This is a genomic window from Candidatus Erwinia haradaeae (assembly GCF_900698985.1).
In the GTDB taxonomy this organism is placed as follows: Bacteria; Pseudomonadota; Gammaproteobacteria; order Enterobacterales; family Enterobacteriaceae; genus Erwinia_E; species Erwinia_E haradaeae_B.
Genome location: NZ_LR217730.1, coordinates 598,337 through 619,791 on the forward strand (window position 1 = coordinate 598,337; position 21,455 = coordinate 619,791).

Below are 21,455 nucleotides of genomic sequence, written 5' to 3' on the forward strand. Positions count from 1 at the left end.
GTGAATAATTATACAGGCATAAAAGTCGTTATTATTGGTTTTGGTCTTACGGGTACCTCATGTGTGGATTTTTTTCTGACACGTGGCGTGATGCCGCGTGTCATAGATACGCGCATTACACCTCCATTATTAAATCTTTTACCAAAAAATATTGAATATTGTCTAGGTGAGATCAATAATGTTTGGTTACTAAATGCTGATCTGATTATCATTAGTCCTGGTGTTTCTCCTTTACAGCCATCTCTTATAGCAGCTGCACAGGCAGGCATTAAAATTATTAGTGATATCGAGTTGTTTTGTCGTGAAACACAGATTCCAATTGTTGCTATCACCGGATCTAATGGTAAAAGCACTGTTACATCTTGGGTAGGTAAAATCGCTCAATCTATGGGATGGACAGTTGGAATAGGTGGTAATATTGGTGTTCCTGCCCTTAGGTTGCTACAGAAACCCGCACAATTATATATTTTAGAATTATCTAGTTTTCAACTTGAAAGAACCTATAGCCTGCAGGCACTAGCAGCAACTATCTTGAATGTAACTGAAGATCATATGGATCGATATCCATTGGGTATACAGCAATATTGTTCTGCTAAACTGCGTATTTATAAAAACGCTTCGATTTGTCTAGTGAATGCTGATGACGCAAAAACTATACCAGTACGTCATTCTCATTCATGTCATCGTAGTTTTGGGGAAAACACTGGCGATTATCATTTTCAGAATCAGAATAACAGTACCTGGTTGCATGCTTTAGGAGAAAACGTATTGAATATTAATGAAATGCGCATTATTGGTAAGCATAATTTTACTAATGCACTAGCTACGCTAGCCTTAGCAGATGCACTAAATATCCCGAGAAGTATCAGCTTATCTTCACTGACTAGCTTCAAAGGTCTAGAGCATCGATTTCAGATTGTACATCAAAATAATGGTGTTCAGTGGATTAATGACTCTAAATCTACCAATGTTGGCAGTACATCTGCAGCACTAAATAGCGTAGAACCTGATGGGACCTTATGGTTATTGCTAGGCGGAGACAGTAAGTCATCTAATTTAAAACCACTCAGAAAGCCCCTTCAGAAAAAAAACCTTCGTATTTACTGTTTTGGTCGTGATAGGGTTAAATTAGCACAATTACGTCCAGATATTACAGTACAGACTGAAACTATGCCTGAAGCTATGATCGAAATCGCCTTAAAAGTACAACCTGGAGATATAGTGCTATTAGCGCCAGCCTGTTCTAGCTTCGATCAGTTTACTAATTTTGAAGAACGTGGTGCCTTATTTACTAAAATAGCACAAACAGTTGGCTAATGCTTATAGCGTGTATTAGATTAGTTCGTTTTGTAATTTTTTATGCATAACTTAGACAATCAGCCTCAGGAATTATAAAATGAATATACTGTTGCTATATGACCGTACTTTACTATGGTTAACATTTGGTTTAACAGTCATAGGGTTAATAATGGTAACATCAGCCTCAATGGCAATCAGTCAGCGCCTAGTAGAAGACCCTCTACTTTTTGCTAAGCGTGATGCATTGTATTTGTTATTATCTCTTGGGTTTTCTAGAATTACGTTATGCATTCCTATGAGTTTCTGGCAGCGATTTAGTGGTATTATGTTACTCATGGCAATAGTACTACTACTTTTAGTTCTGGTAACAGGTAATTCAGTTAATGGTGCAATTCGCTGGCTTTCACTAGGGCCTGTTAGTATACAACCTGCAGAATTATCTAAATTATCGTTATTCTGTTATCTATCTAACTATTTGGCACGAAAATCTCATGAGGTTCGGAATCATTTTTGGGGGTTTTTTAAACCTATGGGTGTTATGCTAATACTGGCGGTGTTGTTATTAGCGCAACCAGATTTAGGGACTGTAGTAGTCCTTTTTATTACTACACTTTCTATATTATTTTTAGGAGGCGCAAAAGTATGGCAATTTTTAGCGATTATTAGCTCTGGTATTGCTGCTATTAGCATTTTAATTGTGACAGAACCATATCGCATACGACGAATAATTTCTGTCTGGAACCCATGGGGTGATCCGTTTGGAAGCGGTTATCAACTTACTCAATCTTTAATGGCATTTGGCCGAGGCGAATTATTAGGACAGGGGCTAGGTAACTCAATACAAAAGTTGGAGTATCTTCCAGAAGCTCATACAGATTTTATATTTTCCATTATTGGCGAAGAATTGGGTTATATTGGTGCTTTTGCAGGATTAACCATGCTGTTTCTTGTCTCATTTCGTGCAATGTTTATTGGTCGAGACGCATTAAAGGTTAATCAATGTTTTTCTGGTTTTCTTGCATGTGCGATTGGCATTTGGTTTAGTTTTCAAACGCTGGTAAATGTTGGAGCTACAGCCGGCATGTTGCCAACTAAAGGTTTAACGCTGCCATTGATTAGTTATGGTGGGTCAAGCTTGCTCATTATGTCAACAGCTATTGTGTTTTTATTACGAATCGATTATGAAATACGTTTAACAAAAACTCAGGCCTTTAAACGAGGATAATGAATGACTAACAAAAAACTCATGGTAATGGCTGGTGGTACCGGTGGGCATATTTTTCCGGGTTTAGCTGTGGCTAATTATCTCATAAAATTGGAATGGAAAATTCTTTGGTTAGGTACCGCTGAAAGAATGGAGTCATATTTAGTTCCTAAACATGGTATTGATATTGAGTTTATACGGATTCGGGGGCTACGCAATCAAAAAATTTTAAGCTTACTATCATCATCAGTGAGAATCTTGTATGCTTGGCATCAAGCACGAAAAATTATTCAAGCATGGAAGCCAGATGTGGTATTGGGGATGGGAGGTTATGTATCCGGTCCAGGTGCCTTAGCAGCTTGGAGTTGTGGTGTGCCTCTAATACTTCATGAACAAAATGGTATTGCTGGGTTAACTAATCAGTGGTTATCTAAATTACCAGTAAAGTCATACAAGCGTTTCCAGGAGCGCTTGATTCTGCAGAAGTTGTAGGAAACCCAATACGTGAAGATCTTTTAGCGCTACCTGAACCGTCTGTACGTTTTTCGGGGCGTAAAGGTGCAATCCGCGTACTAATTCTGGGAGGCAGTCAAGGCGCAAGCATATTAAATCAGATTATGCCTCAAGTAGCCGCGGAGATGGGTGAAAAGATTAAGCTATGGCATCAAGTTGGAAAGGACTCTCTAAATATAGTAAACAAAGATTATGCTAAACTGAATTGTTTACCTTATATAGTATCAGAATTTATTGACGATATAGCAGCTGCCTATTCTTGGGCAGATGTAGTAATCTGTAGATCGGGTGCTATGACTGTTAGTGAAATTTCTGCTGTAGGTCTTCCAGCAATCTTTGTTCCTTTTCAACATAAGGATCGTCAGCAATACTGGAATGCATTACAATTAGCGAGAATTGGTGGTGCGATTATTTATGAACAGAAGGAATTTACTGCTGATATAGTATCACAGACCTTAGCAGCATGGGATCGTAATAAGCTTTTGATAATGGCTGAGAAATCTCGCTCTATAGCTATATTAGATGCAACCACGCGCGTGTCCTCTGTAATAAGAAATGCAGTACGTCAATATCCTTAAATTATATATAATATATACATTTATATAAAATATGTTTATCTAAAAATCTCAACACAAAAGATGACTGGCGGTACAAAATGACGAATGCTAAACCAGTGAGTGTATTGCGTGCCATTACATCTAAAATGCGTTACTTTCAGCATATTCATTTTGTTGGTATTGGTGGTTCTGGGATGAGCGGAATTGCTACAATTTTAGCACAAGAAGGTTATACAATCAGTGGTTCAGAATTAATGCCCAACGTGATCACACAATACTTAAAGACGATTGGAGTGACAATATTCTGTCATCATTACTCAGAAAATATAAAAAATTCTAATCTAGTAGTGATATCAAGCGCCATATCAGAGGATAACCCAGAGGTAGTGGCTGCACATAGAGCAAATATTCCGGTCATTCGACGTGCAGAAATGCTATCAGAGTTAATGCGATTCCGATATGGAATTACCATTTCAGGTACACATGGAAAAACAACCACTACTGCTATGATTGCATGCATATATGAAGAAGGTGGTTTAGACCCTACATTAATTAATGGAGGGGTAGTAAAAGCAATTGGCACTAACGCTCGTCTTGGAAAAAGTTGCTATTTGATTGCTGAAGCAGATGAGAGTGATGCGTCATTGCTTTGTTTACAACCAATCTTAGCTGTGATTACAAATATTGAAGCTGATCATCTAGATACTTATCAGGGTAGTTTTTACAAACTTAAACAGACTTTTATCAAATTTTTACATAATCTTCCGTTTTATGGAAGGGCTATTTTATGTATTGATGATGAAGTTATTCGTAGTATTATACCGCATATAAAACGTAAAATTATAACCTACGGATATAGCAAAGATGCTGATATACAAGTTCTAAACTATCAATATGATAAAGGAAAAAGTTACTTTACCTTGATACGTCAGAATAAACCAGTAATGGAAATTACCTTAAATATTCCTGGATTGCATCATGCTCTTAATGCAGCTGCTGCTGTAGCAGTAGCAGCTGAAGATGGAATTTCCGATGCAGATATTATTTGTGCCTTGCAGAATTTTCAAGGGGTTAGTCGACGTTTTGATATACTAGGTGAGTATTCATTAGATCAAGTAAATGGTTGTACAGGTACAGTTATACTTATTGATGATTATGGCCATCATCCAACAGAAATAAATGTTACTATTAAAACTATACGGTCTATGTGGCCGGATAGAAACTTGATTATGATTTTTCAGCCACATCGTTATACCCGTACTCGTGATTTACATTTTGATTTTACTAATGTTTTATCTCAGGTGGATGAGTTGATAATGCTAGAGGTATATTCTGCTGGTGAGTCTCCAATCAGTGGAGCAGATAGTAATTCATTATGCTGTTCTATTCGTGACTATAAAAAATTAAATCCAATTTTAATATCTAATCATAACCAAGTGCTAAAAAATCTTCTTCCGCGATTAACGGGAAACAATCTTGTTTTAGTGCAAGGTGCTGGAGATATAGAGACTATTGCCTATGAGATTTCTAGAGCGCTATCATAAAGGTTAATGTTTGATTAATTTTCAAAGGAGATTATGATGGTTGGAAAAGTAGCAGTTTTAATGGGAGGCTGCTCTTCAGAACGAGAGATCTCTCTATTATCAGGGCAGGAAGTTTTAAATGGCCTAAGAGACATCGGATTCGATGCTCATCCTATAGATACAAGCAATTTTCCAATTTGTCAATTAAAACAAGAGGGATTTATTAAAGCTTTTATTGCATTGCATGGACGAGGTGGTGAAGACGGTACAATTCAGGCCGTATTGGAATATCTTAAAATTCCTTATACTGGAAGCGGGGTATTGGCTTCATCTTTAAGTATAGATAAAATACAGAGTAAATATTTATGGAAAGGTTATGGTTTGTCAACATGTCCTTTTATTTCATTAAATCAATCACAAATGAATGGAAATTTATCTGACCAAGTAAGAAAAAATCTCAGTCATCTAGGGCTACCTGTGTTTGTAAAACCTAATCGTGCAGGATCTAGTCTAGGTGTCTCACGTGTTAACTGCATGTCAGATTTAGAGCCAGCATTAATAAAAGCTTTTCATTATGATGAAGAAATATTAATAGAGGCATTTTTAAACGGTGATGAATATACTATCGGCGTTATTGGTCAAACAGTTCTACCATCACTGCGTATTCAATGTTCTAGAGAGTTTTATAGTTATCATGCGAAATACATTGCGAATGATACTAAATATTTCTGTCCATCAGGTCTAAGTATTGAACAAGAAGAGGATTTAAAATCCCTAAGTCTTGCAGCATGGAATGCACTTGGCTGTATAGGCTGTGGTCGTGTTGATGTGATGACAGACGCCGCTGGTCGTTTTTATTTGCTAGAGGTGAACACTTCTCCGGGAATGAGTAATCGCAGTTTAGTACCGATAGCAGCTAGAAAAGCAGGGATAAGTTTTTTAGAACTCATAGGGCGCATCCTGGATTTAGCGAATTAACATGATAGATAAAATTTTAAGATTAACCTATAAAATACATTGATATACATTAATATTTAATTTAGTAATTATTAAACACTTCACGAAACCTAATGATACTATGTATCATCATCAGGATAATACAAATAGTACACAAAGGAATTATATAATTAAACCCCTAATTAATTAAAAGCTAACACTTAATGGATATTAAAATATAACATATTTATTATTTCTGTAAAATAAAAAAATAAATATCTAAAGATGAAGCCTTGCTTATAATAAATCTGTGTAATATAACACTTATCGTTTTGTGTGAACTCAATGCACAATTTTTCTAAAGAGCATGAATATTTTATGAATGAATTAGATTCTTTATGTATAGAATAAATCGATCTATATATATGTATATTTTTATTAAAAAGTAATACATACGAATAAAAATTTATTATAACTGTAGACCGATGCATCATAGTAATACTTGCTTTCTGAACTGAAAAAAAATAAGTAATTCATAGTCTTTATTAAATTATTTTTACTATTTTAAACAACGTACAGAGCAGAAAAAGTTTTGTATTGATTTTCTAATCACATTAGTCTTGTGGCGTCAAAGAAATATTTAATAAAGAGTATAATAATTTAGAAATAAAGCATGATTTTCATACGTAATGACATAATTATTGATTAGGAATGGGCATTTCATATAATAACATTATAACTCTATAAGAATATTAAGGTGTTGTCTTTAAATATATCTATTTCAGGTAGCACAGAAAGGCATAGTACATACATATGTTATTTATGCAAGCTCTGGTGCTATTATTCTCCCCAGAAGTGAATTGCCTTATGGTTCTCATGATTAGGTCACTCAGTAGTTTTTATCATATAGTGATGCATAGGTTAAAGAGCAATGATCAAATTAATAGATAAAAAACTGTTAGTAGGTTTAGAGATAGGTACTACAAAAATTGTAACAATAGTAGGGGAAGTTTTACCTGATGGTATGATAAATGTCATTGGAATCGGGGAATCTTTATCTCGTGGCATGGATAAAGGTGGTGTCAATAATCTTGAGTTAGTAGTGCAGTGTGTAAAAAAAGCAATCAATCAAGCTGAATTAATGGCAGACTGTCAGATTGAATCTGTTTATCTAGCTTTATCAGGACAACACATTAGCTGTCAAAATGAGATAGGAATTGTGCCTATTTCTGAGGAAGAGGTTACGCAGGAAGACGTAGATACTGTTGTGCATACCGCCCAATCTGTTCGCATGCGTGATGAGCACCGTATCCTTCATGTCATTCCACAGGAATATGCTATCGATTATCAGGAGGGAATTAAAAATCCAGTTGGCCTGTCTGGTGTGCGTATGCAAGCTAAGGTACACCTCATCACATGCCATAATGATATGGCAAAAAATATTGTTAAAGTGGTATCCCGCTGTGGGTTAAAGGTAGATCAATTAATTTTTGCTGGTCTAGCATCTAGCTTAGCAGTATTAACTGAAGATGAGAGAGAATTAGGAGTTTGTATAGTAGATATTGGCGGTGGAACTATGGATATAGCTATATATACCAATGGCGCCTTACGTTACAGTAAAGTGATCCCATATGCAGGGTATATTGTCACTAGCGATATTGCTTATGCTTTCGGAACCCCTCCCGCTGATGCAGAAGCTATTAAATTAAGTAAGGGGTGCGTAGTAGAATCTCTTACTGTTGAAGATGAAATTGTTGAAGTGCCAAGTGTAGGAGGACGTTTACCCCAAAATCTTCAACTTAAAACACTTACGGAAATTGTTGAGTTACGTTATACAGAATTACTTAACTTAGTCAATGATGAAATTTTACAATTCCAAAATAGTTTATCTAAAAACAATGTAAAGTATCATCTTGCAGCAGGTATTGTTCTCACTGGTGGGGCTTCGCAAATCAACGGTCTAGCGGCATGTGCGCAGGGTGTGTTTCATGCGAAAGTGCGTATTGGGCACCCGATTTATATTTCTGATTCAATAAAAACTATACAAGGATCATCTTATTCAACAGTAGTGGGTTTATTGCATTACGGCAAAGAATATCGAATGAATAATCAAAAATCCATGAAGCAAAGATCTTCAGTAAACATATGGCTAAAAAAAATTAATCGATGGTTAAAAAAAGAGTTTTAATCGTTTAAATAGGAATTATTTTTATCTTTTTAGTAACCTTAAAAGAATAGCATGTAATGGAGCGATATTATGTTTGAACCCTTAGAGTTAACCAATGACGCTATAATTAAAGTCATTGGTGTGGGCGGAGGTGGCGGGAACGCTGTTGAACATATGATCCGGGAGAGTATTGCAGGTGTGGAGTTTTTTGCGGTAAATACAGATGCACAAGCATTACGTAAAACAACTATTAACCAAACTATCCAGATTGGTAATGCCATTACTAAGGGTCTTGGAGCTGGCGCAAATCCGGAGATAGGAAGAAATGCAGCAGAAGAAGATCGTGAGGTATTGCGTCAAATACTGACAGATACAGATATGGTTTTTATTGCCGCAGGCATGGGTGGTGGCACAGGTACTGGCGCAGCACCAGTAGTTGCAGAAGTGGCTAAAGAATTTGGCATCCTGACTGTTTCTGTAGTGACAAAACCGTTTAATTTTGAAGGCAAAAAACGAATGTCATTCGCGGAGCAAGGTATTGCGGAGCTTTCTAAGTATGTTGATTCATTAATTACCATTCCTAACGATAAATTATTAAAAGTACTAGGCCGTGGTGTTTCTTTGCTCGATGCATTTGGTGCAGCCAATGATGTCTTAAAGGGGTCGGTACAAGGTATTGCCGAATTAATTACTAGACCAGGGCTTATTAATGTTGATTTTGCTGATGTGCGCACTGTAATGTCTGAGATGGGTTATGCAATGATGGGGTCTGGTATTGCATGCGGTGAAGATCGCGCTGAAGAAGCGTCTGAAATGGCGGTTTCTAGTCCATTACTTGAGGATATTGATCTTTCTGGTGCACGCGGTGTCTTAGTAAATATTACCGCTGGTTTTGATTTGCGTTTAGATGAGTTTGAAACTATCGGTAACACTATTCGGGCGTTTGCTTCTGATAGTGCGACAGTAGTTATCGGTACTTCTTTAGATCCTGAAATGCATGATACATTGCGTGTGACAGTCGTAGCTACTGGTATTGGCGCGAGCAGATGCCAAGATATAACATCAGTTACTAATAAACAATCCATGCATCATTCTATGAGAGATAATCGCTATCAACAACGCGGACTACCTGCGATGACGCTAGAATCAGAACCTATTGTAAGGACCGCACATGAACGAGAAGCAAAGTTAAGTCAACCCTCTAACTATCTAGATATCCCAGCATTTTTACGAAAAAAGGCAGAATCAAAAGAATAAAACATAATTAAATGTCAGATCGGGTCTTTTGTAAATCAAACATATTAGTATTTTTTTATTCAGTGTGTATTTAAGATAAGACCCCTCATGTTTGAGATCATAAAATGATTAAACAACGGACATTAAAACGTACTGTGCAGACAACTGGTGTTGGTCTACATACTGGGAAAAGAATTACTTTGACCTTACGTTGTGCTTTGGCTAATACTGGAGTAATTTATCGTCGTACTGACTTGAATCCTCCTGTGGATATTCCGGCTAAAGCGCAATTAGTACGAGATACCATGTTATGCACGTGCTTAGTGAATGAGCATAAAGTCAGAATTTCCACAGTAGAGCATATTAATGCCGCTCTTGCAGGGTTGGGTGTAGATAACATTATTGTAGAAGTGAACGCACCTGAGATCCCAATTATGGATGGTAGTGCAGCGCCATTTATTTATTTACTAATGGATGCTGGTATTGTAGAATTAAATAGTGCTAAAACATTTGTACGTATTAAACAATCAGTACGAGTGGAAGAAGGTGAAAAATGGGCAGAATTTTCACCATATCATGGTTTTTCATTAGATTTTACAATTGACTTTAACCATCCAGCGATTGATGAGAGCACTCAGCGTTATTATATGGACTTTTCTACTGAAACCTTTACATCCCAAATTAGCCGAGCACGTACTTTTGGGTTTATACATGATATAGAAAACCTACAGTGCCGAGGTCTATGTCTTGGAGGGAGTTTTGATTGTGCTATAGTAGTGGATAAATATCGTGTGTTGAATACAGAGGGTTTACGCTTTAAAGATGAATTTGTACGTCATAAAATACTCGATGCCATCGGTGATTTATATATGTGTGGTCATAGTATATTAGGTGCTTTTACTGCCTATAAATCAGGTCATTCATTAAATAATAAACTATTACAAACAATGTTATCTCAAAAAGAAGCATGGGAACTAGCAACTTTTGAACATGCAGATTTATTACCAATCACATTTATATAACCAAACCTATTTTTTTTGCATAATTTAAAAACTATTAGTTATTTTTAATAAATATATCTTTACATATAGATAAGACAATTAACTTCTCTAAGGTATTTTTGAATTCTTCTAGGTATTCTTGTGAAATATTTAGAGAGATATTGTTGCTCTACTTACCAAAGTATCTTAATGGTTTTTTGTTTCTAATCTATATCAAACAGATTATAACGCTCTTGTATAGTTTTTTTGAGCTTGTATTATTATCGCGGGGTTGATCCTGATATGAATAGATGTCAATGATGGTAATATTTTGTCTTGTAGTATTTTAAGTAAATTAGTTTTCTCATAATGTAGGCACATTAAATAATTAGCATTTGCTGCATGCAGTATTAGAGTGTCTTGATGTATATTAGCTATATTATACCAAGGATGCAGTGATTCAGGTATCACTTTACGAGTCAAAAGACCGACTTCATGCAAGAGCGTAATTCGCTGATAAATATATTGTAGTACACTTTTTTTTTGAGCTTTCTCTAGAAAACTCTGAACTAATTGCGGCTGGTGATTACGCATTAATAGACTCCAAAAAATAATACATTTGAGATATACTCTAAAGATTTATATGTGTAATGCGCTTAAATGTTAAGCTACTAAATAATGTGCATTATATTATACGATATCTATCGTACTTAAATATATAGATATTATATAATATATTGAGTATGTCATAATCTACATTTTTTATAATATTTTATATGTTTTAGAATTATTTTAATTTTTTCTTTAGAAATTTCATAAAAATTATGATTCAGAATTCTTAGTGTGAATTAAGTACATTACATATTACTATGATAAACTGAAAAAGTATATTTTATATATAGTAAGACATCTGTAATTAGTTCAAAATACTAGTATTTTTTACCAATCCTAAAATTATACCTCCTTAATACGTATACTGATATATTACAATAAAATATGAAGCACGTATTGTCTTAAAAAGACACTTTGAGAGCTTATTTACTATGTTTAGCAAACTCTTAACTAAATTTTTTGGTAGTAGTAATGATCGTACCTTACGGCGTATATATAAAATCGTAGATCACATTAATCAAATGGAGCCAGATTTTGTTAAGTTAACTGATAGACAGCTCAGAAAAAAAACAATTGAATTTCGTGAAAGAATCAAGGGTGGTGAGGCATTAGATAGTCTTCTGCCGGAATCCTTTGCTACTGTTCGTGAAGCAAGTAAACGCGTTTGTGGTCTTCGGCATTTTGATGTTCAGTTGCTTGGTGGAATAGTTCTGAATAGTCGATGTATTGCTGAGATGAGAACTGGAGAAGGAAAAACACTGACAGCCACGCTACCTGCATACTTAAACGCTCTGTCCGGACATGGAGTACATATAGTTACAGTAAATGATTATTTAGCAAAGAGGGATGCAGAGCATAACAGATTAACATTTGAATTTCTCGGTCTTAGTGTAGGAATTAATCTGCCAGGCATGTCTCATTCATCTAAGTATGCAGCTTATTCAGCTGATATTACTTATGGAACGAATCATGAGTATGGATTCGATTATTTACGTGATAATATGGTCTTCAATATAGAAGATCGAGTGCAACGTAAATTGCATTATGCTCTTGTTGATGAAGTGGATTCCATTCTTATTGATGAGGCGCGCACTCCTCTTATTATTTCTGGCCCTACTGAGGATAACTCAGACTTATATATTAAAATTAATAAAATCATCCCACATCTTATCCGTCAGGAAAAAGAAGATTCTGAAAAATTTCAGGGATCAGGTCATTTCTCGGTAGATGAAAAATCTCGTCAGGTACATCTGACTGAGCGTGGCCTCGTGATTGTAGAGCAATTACTTGTTACTGCAGGAATACTAGCACATGGTGATTCTCTGTATTCACAAAGTAATATCATTATCATGCATCATGTTATCGCTGCTTTACGTGCTCATTCTTTATTTATTTGTAATGTTGATTACATTGTAAAAAATAATGAAGTACTTATTGTAGACGAGCATACCGGACGGACCATGCAAGGACGTCGATGGTCAGATGGTTTACACCAAGCTATCGAGGCTAAAGAGTGCGTAGATATTCAGAATGAAAACCAAACCTTAGCATCAATTACTTTTCAAAATTATTTTCGATTATATGAGAAATTATCTGGAATGACTGGAACAGCTGACACTGAAGCTTTTGAGTTTCATTCTATTTATAATTTAGATACTGTTGTTATACCAACTAATTGCCCCATGATCCGTCAAGATTTGCCTGATCTGGTCTATATGACCGAGAAAGAAAAAATTAAAGCGATTATTGACGATATTCATAAATGTAAAGCTAATGGTCAGCCAGTCCTAGTAGGAACTATTTCTATTGAAAAATCTGAAATGGTCTCTTATGCATTAACTAATGCTGGTATCCAACATACTGTACTGAATGCAAAGTTTCACGCCCATGAAGCTGATATTATATCACAAGCAGGTCAAGCAGGCTCTGTAACAATCGCTACTAATATGGCTGGACGCGGAACAGATATTTCACTTGGCGGAAACTGGTATACTGAACTTACTACTGCTTCAGAAAAAGATCATAAGCAGATTCAAAAAATTAAAACAGACTGGAAAAAGCGTCATAATTTAGTGTTAAAATCAGGAGGTTTGCATATTATTGGGACAGAACGTCATGAATCCCGTAGAATCGATAATCAGCTTAGAGGTCGTTCAGGGCGTCAAGGTGATCCTGGTTCTTCTCGTTTTTATTTATCTATGGAAGATACACTAATGCGAATTTTTACATCAGATCGTATGATCAATTTGATGCGAAAATTAGGCATGAAATCAGGTGAAGCAATCCAGCATCCGTGGGTAACGCAAGCCATCGCTAATGCACAACGCAAAGTGGAAAGTCGTAACTTTGATATACGAAAACAATTACTAGAATATGATGATGTAGCTAATGACCAAAGGCACGCAATCTATGCTCAACGTAATAAATTACTAGATGCATCTGAAATCTCAGATGTTATTTCTAATATGCAGGAAGATGTTTACAGAATGATCATTAATCGTTACATTCCACAACAGTCCATGGAGGACACTTGGGATATTTCTGGTCTACAGGTATATTTTAAAAAAAAATTTGAACTTACCATTCCTATTACTGAGTGGTTGGCTGAAATGCCAGATATAGAAGATGAAATGCTTCATAAGCGCATAATAGATACAGCAAAATCTCAATATCAGAGAAAAAGAGATCTAGTGAATCCTGAGGTGATTTGTAACTTAGAAAAAAACATAATATTGCAAACTATAGACACATTATGGATAGAACATCTTTCTGCGATGGACTGCTTACGACAAGGAATTCATTTACGTGGTTATGCCCAAAAAGATCCGAAACAGGAATACAAACGAGAATCTTTCATGATGTTTTCTCAAATGCTAGAATTACTTAAATATGAAGCTATTAAAACTCTTAATAAAGTTGATCAAGTATATATTTTAGAAGAATATGGAAATAAAAAAACTGAGTTTTATATTAAACAGACACTAAAAATTATACCGGAGCAAAATTTTGTTCATCAGGTGCATGTTGATACTGCAATAGAACAACCCCCCTCTTCAAAGCAGACTCAATACCTGATCGGACGTAACTACTCTTGTCCATGTGGTTCAGAAAAAAAATATAAGAATTGCTGCGGTCGTATAGTATAAAACGTTTTTAAGTGATTTAGTGAAGCATACAATATATTATTGTTTTATAAAAATTTTTTTATGTATTAGTTTATCAATGCTTTATGATTTATTTTGGTAAAAATCTATATCTAGTTGATTTTTAGCTACGCTTAAAGTATTTAGATAACTTATTAATTCATTTCTATTTCATACTTTGAATATTTTTAATAAAAGATAATATATTATTATAGCAATTTTTAGATATGCAAAAACTATTACATAATAAATCATTCTATAATAAAATTATACAACATATTAATCTAATAATTAAATTTTGATAAATAATCTGACATTATATAGTGATTGATATTAAAGACATAATTTTCTTAATTCTTTATTTTTATATCTAAAATAGCATTTTTATATGCTTTATTATAGTATTTATTAATATGACATAGTTTTTTGAGAAATAAAATATTTATATATCAATGTAAGTTGCTTTTATTAAACAAGTTATGATTCTTATCACGCATTTATTCTAATTCTCTCGATCAGTAAAATATATGAGATAAAAACTAATATATTAATAAAACTTTAAAATATATATACTTAGGTATATAATTTTTCTGTGATGTTTTATGATAAAAATATAAAAAAAGTCCTATAATATAAACGTTAGGTAATATCTAATGACCCTTCTACTGATCCCTCTGGGAATTTATAAATACCTTTATTAAAACTATGCTCCTCATTTTCGTGATTATTCATAGTATTATTAGATTGTTGCATAAAATCTTTGATTAATTTTTAGGTAACAGATGTTTTTATCTATCATAAATTCGTTCTTCTTAAGATTTTATAATCTAATATACTTACGAGTAAGGTATAATAATTATTATTAATGCATTAATAATACATAAATTAGATAATTCTTGAGATATCAAAAATTGACATATAACAGATTATAAATCTATTCTTAATAGTAGATTATATTTTTTATCTTAATATATATTTAAATCTATTGGTGTTTTACTTAATTTTCCAGGAATTTCTCGCACTAATTTTGGAACCATATAACCTGACACTCTCGTTATAAAATCACGGAAAATGATACGTGCACGATCATCGTTAACATAAAAATGCGCTGCACCTTGTACTTTATCTAACAAGTGTAAATAATATGGGAGAATGCCAGCATCAAACAGCGCATTACTTAAGGCTGCAAGTGTAACTGCATTATCATTAACATTACGTAACAGAACGCTTTGATTAAGACAAGTCACACCTGATCGTGTTAACATTAAGATACCATGGCAAAGCTGATCATTAATCTCCTGTTTATGATTAATATGAGTCACTATTAATACTTTTAGTCGTGATTTTTCTATACGCTGGCAAAATGTTGTAGTAATGCGCTGTGGAATAATCACTATAAGACGAGTATGTATTCGTATACGCTTCAGATGTGGAATCTGTTCAAGTTGCGTAAAAAGCCAGCTTAATTCATCATCTGTTGCTATCAGCGGGTCACCTCCAGATAAAATAATCTCATCTAGATCATTTTGTTTTTGGATGTACTGTAAAGATTTTTGCCAATTAACCTTATTCCCCTTGTGATCTTTGTAGGGAAAATAACGCCGAAAACAATAACGACAATGCACCGCACAGTGACCTTTTACTAAAAATAATGCACGATTATGATATTTATGCAATACGCCAGAGAAAATATAGTTGCTCTCATTTAACGGATCTACATTATAACCAAATGTGTTAATTAACTCGTTTTGTGAGGTAGCCACTTGCAAAAGTAAAGGATCCTTGGGATCTCCTTTACGCATTCTCGCTACAAAAGAGCGCGGAACTCGTAAAGAGAAAGAGTCTTTTATAGTTTTTTGCGTCACGAAATCAGCATGATTAGACAATCCTAATAATTCTAATAACTCACTAAAATCAGTAATGACATTAGTGAGTTGCGATATCCAATCTTCTTGAATAAGAGTTTGAGTATGTAAGAATGGTTTCATATTTTGGGATACATTTAAAAATCATTTAGCTTAATGCTAATTATTAATTATAGAGGACCGATTATGCCTACTTATTCTGTTAATAATTTTCGTCCTGGCTTGAAAATTATATTTGACGGTGAACCATGTACTATTGAATCTAGTGAGTTTGTTAAACCAGGAAAAGGGCAAGCTTTTGCACGAATTAAAATGCGCCGGTTATTAACAGGGGGGCGACTAGAAAAAACATTTAAAGCCACGGAGACACTCTGTAGAGCAGATATAGAAGATATAAGCTTACATTATTTGTATAATGATGGTATATTTTTTTATTTTATGCATCCAAAAAGTTTTGAACAATATGAAATTGAGGCAATTATTGTAGGTAATACAGATAAATGGTTATTTCGTAATGCTGAATGTCTTATAACGTTGTGGAATAATAGACCTATACAAGTTTTGCCACCAAATTTCGTAGAGCTGGAAATTGTTAATACCAATCCAGGTTTAAAAGGTGATACTAGCAGTACAAGTACTAAACCCGCTCTTCTTTCTACTGGCGCTACAGTAAAAGTACCACTATTCATTAAAATTGGGGAAATTATTAAAATAGACACTCGATCAGGCGAATATGTTTCACGAGTAAAATATAATATATCTTATGATACTATATAATATATTAAAAATGAACATAAGTTTTTCTAGACTTTATGGAATATGTCTTGTTTCATATAAAAATGTAAATTTATGTTTACTAGAAGAAAAAATAATTAATGTATATTGTTCTAGCTATTTTAACTAAAACCTGAAAAGTACCACGAAAATACTTCTACATGTACTTATATACTATAATCTACAATTAAAAAATAAGAATATAAATATCTTAATTAGTTAACTAATTTAAAGTATACCTATGTATTTGTATGTTACGTAGAAAACTTTTTATGTAGCTCAAATCTCCACTTTAAGTATAGATGTAGTATTGTATTTTTTATATGCATTTTATAGAGCCTATCCATAACAAAACAAAAGAAGGCTTAACTTGAGTGAGTTTATTTTTATAGCTGTACGGCATTGCGTATTGAAACTAAAAAATCATCTTGTATCATTTTTAATGATAGAGTAATTATAGAGATATTAAGTTTAATATATTTCAGTATTTAATATATTGCCTCTATAGATCTAACTTTACATCCTATCTATATAGATTAAGTGTTACTTACATTGAAGATATATGTCGTACTTAAAAATAAAATTAAAAAAAGATCACAAATCATTATGATTTATTTTTATTTAATTATCATTATACAAAAAATGATTTATTTAAAGTGCTGATTTTTATACACCTTAGCACTACGCAGTTTTTATTAAATCATTAAGTTGAAATAAATATATAAAAATTTTTATCTTTAAGGAATGATTTAGTAAATAAAGTAATAGATATCGTTAGAATAGTTCTAATCTGTTGTCTACTTTTTAATTTTAAAAATTAATAGTATCATAAAATATTTTATTAGTTATAAGGTCTAGCTTTATGCATGATATTTTTACGTAGCTCTTGTTAAATAATTATATTTATTTTTCTCTCAGTATTAATATTGTTTTATAAAGGCTTCAAAAAATACGTAGTATAAGAATTTTTTTTACAGAATATTTATTAATAACTTATTGCATAGTATTTAGAGAAGATCGACCACGAAATAAGAAAATTATGATTATGTCGCTATCGATGGTAGTATCCTATTTTTGATTTATTAAAAAATCATTCGAACATCTTCTACATACATCTTTGTTGGAGTGGTTTATGAGAAAAGCGAGTGACATTATAAAAGACGGGTTATGGAAAAATAATTCAGCACTAGTTCAGCTATTGGGGCTTTGCCCATTACTAGCCGTTACCTCTAATGCTACTAATGCCCTTGGTCTTGGTATAGTAACCACAATAGTATTATTTCTTACTAATAGCGTCATTTCCCTATCACGACATTGGATTCCTTATGAAATTCGTATTCCAATTTATGTAATAATTATTGCAGCGGTAGTGAGCTGTATGGAAATGCTCATAAATGCTTATGCTTATGATTTATATCAATCATTAGGTATTTTTATTCCGCTTATTGTGACTAACTGCATAGTGGTGGGTCGCGCAGAAGTGATAGCATCAAAAAATAATGTCTTTCTGTCAGCATTAGATGGAATAGTAATTGGATTAGGCGCTACTAGCGTAATGCTATTCTTAGGATCAATACGGGAAATTATTGGTAATGGAACTATTTTTAATGGTGCGGACCATTTATTAGGTTTATGGGCTAAATCAATTAAAATAGAGGTTATACATTTTGATTGGCCTCTATTGTTAGCAATTTTACCACCCGGTGCCTTTATTGGTCTAGGATTAAGTTTGGCCTTAAAACATTTTATTGAGAAAAAATTAAAAAATCACAGAAACATTTAACATAGGAAAATTTTATTATTTTTATATGATATTATAAGAGGTGTAATTTGAATCATACAAAACGTAAAAAAATTCTAATGCGACTACAGGCAAGTACACTAAAACCCATGACAGAATTAAATTATACCTCTCATTTTGAGCTATTAATTGCTACTGTACTTTCTGCACAAACTACTGATATTAGCGTTAATAAAATTACTGAAAAATTATATCCGATTGCAAATACTGCTGCATCGATTTTAGAACTTGGGATAGATAAAGTAAAGGAATACATCCGAACTATTGGCTTATGGAAGACTAAGGCTAATAATATTATAAATCTCTGTCGTATATTAGTGGAATCTTATAATGGAAGTGTGCCGAGTAACAGAAAGGCACTAGAATCTTTACCTGGCGTTGGTCGAAAAACTGCTAATATAGTTCTAAATACCGCTTTTGGTTTGCCAACAATTGCTGTTGATAGACATGTTTTTCGTGTTTGTAACCGAACTAATTTTGCAGTAGGTCAAAATGTTAAGGCAGTAGAAAATAATCTATTAAAATTTGTACCTAAAAAACTTCACATACATTGTCATTATTGGTTTATCTTGCATGGTCGTTATACATGTGTAGCACGTAAACCTAAATGTTTTGTATGTAAAATAAAAGATTTATGTGAATTCAAGGAAAAAATTAATCTTTGAATCCTACATACAAAATTAGATTTATAGATCTAATTAGTTATATATATGAAATATCATTTCATATGTCTCTTAAAATAGTAAATATATTAAACACTATTTATTTATCATTTATAGTGATTACTGTCTATAAAAATCATTGCAGTCACAAGAGAAGATATAACTAAATAGGATCTTTTATTAAAAATAATATTCACGAGATTCCTATATAATACAAGTCAGTGATATTTTATAGATATTTTAAGAAGTACTAAAATAGCAGATTACAATTAAATGTAAAAAGTAAGAGTTTTTAAGCGATTTTATCTCAATTAAAAATATTTTAAAAACTTATTAAATGAACATAATAATACATTTTTGCACTCAGTAATCAAACATCATGAATCATCCTAGGATTATGCATTGTTCAAAAAATTAGGATATTACTAATCATTAAATTTAAGATATATAAAATATTATTTTTATTTTTTTTATTTAAGAATAAATTCTAGATCTTATATTTTTTTGTAGAAGCTAATTTGATAATATCTATAAAAGAATCGAGAATTAAAGAAGCGCTACCCACTAAAACTCCGTCAACATCAGGTTGAGAAAATATTTCAGCTGCATTATTTTTTGTTACAGACCCACCATATTGTATAATTAGCTGATCAGCTACTTTAGGATCTTTTTGTGCGATATGATCACGGATAAATGTATGTATAGTTTGAATTTGTTCAGCGGTGGCGGCACATCCCGTTCCAATGGCCCAAATTGGCTCGTATGCAATAACTGTATTCTGAAATACTTCTGCGCCATGTAGTTTTAGAATAACGTCAATCTGACGGGCGCATATTGTTTTAGTTTGACCTGCCATTTTTTCAGCAGCTGTCTCACCAATACATAGTACTGGAATAAGATCTTTATTTTTTAATACAAGAAATTTCTTTGCAATAACTTGATCATCTTCTGAATGTAAAGACCGACGCTCAGAATGACCAATAATAATATATCGTGCACCAATATCTTTTAACATACTAGCAGAGACTTCACCAGTAAAAGCGCCTGAAAGATTTATATCAACATTTTGAGCTCCAAGCAGTAATTTAGTATTACATATCACTTGCTTAACCTGATCAAGATATACCATTGGGGGCGCAATTACCACTTTACAACCTTCTATTCCATGAAACTTACGACATAAACCAACAATAAATGTATCTATAAATTTTTTACTTCCATTAAGTTTCCAATTTCCAATAATTAGTGGATAACGCATATTATTTATTCTCCATAATGAAATTTATAGTCATGAGTAAACTTACTAAGATATTTAGAAAAATAGACTTTAGATTAATCAATCTTTGATAGAGATAACCTTTTGTTTTAAAATGAATATCATTATTAATGACTGACTTTTACTATATGTGCAATATATAAAAATAATAACCAAGCGCTTTTATTGAAGGAAGGTGTTATTTTATTACATAAGATTTCTGATAGTATGACTAACACTATTCAAGCTCTCTATATAATACAAAACGTCTGAACATGATGATTACCTATTTATACAAAAACACAACAATAAGTTCTATGATAACTTTTCTAGATTTTCATTTTCTTAGGCATCACATCTATTTTATAGATAGCTCGCTATTAATAAGAAGAGATGATATATAATAATCTGTATTGTAGACAATGTATCGTTTTTAGTGTATTTGTAAAATACACATTGTATATCTATATTTATATCTTACAATGTACTGATTATTATATAGTTTATGTATAAAAAGACATATGATAAGAATGTTACACACAAGGTCGGCTTTAACTTGTAATGAAATAAGATATGTATTTTTATCAATTATTTTATTATTTAGTGTTAATTATTGTTTTAATTATTGAACGTCTTTTGATATAAAATTAATTGTCAGAAAAAAAATTTGCTAAGAAATTCCTCATTGGTAATCAATAGTAAGATTTTTTAAATAAAAACTTAAATACTAAATCTAGTTATCTTTTCATTGTGAAAAACTATCTTTATCAATATGATAGTAATCATTATAATGTATAGAATGACAACTCTATTGAATGCACCATTTAGTCAGGGATTAACTGCTGAATTCATATAATTTTGTTTATTATACCAGCATTTATCTTGGTTATTATTCATGGTATTATAAATAATGATTTATCTGAGTTAT

General features: G+C 32.8%; 13 protein-coding genes and 2 pseudogenes. 12 read left to right on the forward strand and 3 right to left on the reverse strand.

The features are described from left to right. The 8 genes and pseudogenes from murD (at window position 1) to lpxC (ending at window position 10,457) form a co-directional block, all read left to right on the forward strand. Window positions 1-1,317 carry a UDP-N-acetylmuramoyl-L-alanine--D-glutamate ligase gene (gene murD / locus ERCIPSPA2889_RS01900; RefSeq protein ID WP_157989174.1) on the forward strand — a complete coding sequence of 439 codons (1,317 nt, stop codon included), beginning with the start codon at window positions 1-3 and terminating at the stop codon, window positions 1,315-1,317. 79 nt (window positions 1,318-1,396) lie between these two features. After that, window positions 1,397-2,524 carry a cell division protein FtsW gene (gene ftsW, locus ERCIPSPA2889_RS01905; RefSeq protein WP_157989175.1) on the forward strand — a complete coding sequence of 376 codons (1,128 nt, stop codon included), beginning with the start codon at window positions 1,397-1,399 and terminating at the stop codon, window positions 2,522-2,524. A 3-nt stretch (window positions 2,525-2,527) separates the two neighbouring features. Next, window positions 2,528-3,594: pseudogene (gene murG / locus ERCIPSPA2889_RS01910) on the forward strand (undecaprenyldiphospho-muramoylpentapeptide beta-N-acetylglucosaminyltransferase). Between the two features lie 77 nt (window positions 3,595-3,671). Next, window positions 3,672-5,117, forward strand: a complete 1,446-nt coding sequence (gene murC, locus ERCIPSPA2889_RS01915; protein ID WP_157989176.1) for a UDP-N-acetylmuramate--L-alanine ligase — start codon at window positions 3,672-3,674, stop codon at window positions 5,115-5,117. A gap of 36 nt (window positions 5,118-5,153) precedes the next feature. Next, the gene (locus ERCIPSPA2889_RS01920) at window positions 5,154-6,074 is read left to right on the forward strand and encodes a D-alanine--D-alanine ligase (RefSeq protein ID WP_157989425.1); all 921 of its coding nucleotides are present in this window, start codon (window positions 5,154-5,156) and stop codon (window positions 6,072-6,074) included. Between the two features lie 889 nt (window positions 6,075-6,963). Further along, window positions 6,964-8,220 (forward strand): cell division protein FtsA, encoded by a 1,257-nt coding sequence (gene ftsA, locus ERCIPSPA2889_RS01925; protein WP_157989177.1) that lies wholly within the window; start codon window positions 6,964-6,966, stop codon window positions 8,218-8,220. Between the two features lie 69 nt (window positions 8,221-8,289). Further along, window positions 8,290-9,325, forward strand: a pseudogene (gene ftsZ / locus ERCIPSPA2889_RS01930) (cell division protein FtsZ); the annotation flags it as partial. A 235-nt stretch (window positions 9,326-9,560) separates the two neighbouring features. After that, window positions 9,561-10,457 (forward strand): UDP-3-O-acyl-N-acetylglucosamine deacetylase, encoded by an 897-nt coding sequence (gene lpxC / locus ERCIPSPA2889_RS01935; protein WP_157989179.1) that lies wholly within the window; start codon window positions 9,561-9,563, stop codon window positions 10,455-10,457. 201 nt (window positions 10,458-10,658) lie between these two features. Here the strand turns inward: lpxC and ERCIPSPA2889_RS01940 are convergent, their stop codons facing one another. Next, window positions 10,659-11,009, reverse strand: coding sequence for a DciA family protein (locus ERCIPSPA2889_RS01940; protein WP_157989180.1), 351 nt, complete (start codon window positions 11,007-11,009; stop codon window positions 10,659-10,661). Between the two features lie 449 nt (window positions 11,010-11,458). Between ERCIPSPA2889_RS01940 and secA the strand changes: the two genes are divergently transcribed. Then, window positions 11,459-14,173 (forward strand): preprotein translocase subunit SecA, encoded by a 2,715-nt coding sequence (gene secA, locus ERCIPSPA2889_RS01945; RefSeq protein WP_157989181.1) that lies wholly within the window; start codon window positions 11,459-11,461, stop codon window positions 14,171-14,173. A 962-nt stretch (window positions 14,174-15,135) separates the two neighbouring features. On the opposite strand, the gene epmB is transcribed toward secA, so the two are convergent. Beyond that, the gene (gene epmB, locus ERCIPSPA2889_RS01950; protein WP_157989182.1) at window positions 15,136-16,158 is read right to left on the reverse strand and encodes an EF-P beta-lysylation protein EpmB; all 1,023 of its coding nucleotides are present in this window, start codon (window positions 16,156-16,158) and stop codon (window positions 15,136-15,138) included. Between the two features lie 63 nt (window positions 16,159-16,221). On the opposite strand from epmB, the gene efp reads away from it, so the two are divergent. The 3 genes from efp to nth all read left to right on the forward strand — a co-directional run bounded on the left by efp (window position 16,222) and on the right by nth (window position 19,275). Beyond that, window positions 16,222-16,812, forward strand: coding sequence for an elongation factor P (efp, locus tag ERCIPSPA2889_RS01955; protein ID WP_157989183.1), 591 nt, complete (start codon window positions 16,222-16,224; stop codon window positions 16,810-16,812). Between the two features lie 1,129 nt (window positions 16,813-17,941). After that, a complete protein-coding gene (locus ERCIPSPA2889_RS01960) occupies window positions 17,942-18,592 on the forward strand; it encodes an electron transport complex subunit E (protein ID WP_157989184.1) in 651 nt (216 codons plus the stop codon). 47 nt (window positions 18,593-18,639) lie between these two features. Beyond that, complete coding sequence (gene nth, locus ERCIPSPA2889_RS01965) at window positions 18,640-19,275, forward strand: endonuclease III (RefSeq protein WP_157989185.1); 636 nt, start codon at window positions 18,640-18,642, stop codon at window positions 19,273-19,275. Window positions 19,276-19,759: 484 nt separating this feature from the next. On the opposite strand, the gene tpiA is transcribed toward nth, so the two are convergent. Next, on the reverse strand, window positions 19,760-20,530 hold the full coding sequence (tpiA, locus tag ERCIPSPA2889_RS01970; RefSeq protein ID WP_157989186.1) for a triose-phosphate isomerase: 771 nt from the start codon (window positions 20,528-20,530) through the stop codon (window positions 19,760-19,762). Window positions 20,531-21,455: the final 925 nt, after the last annotated feature.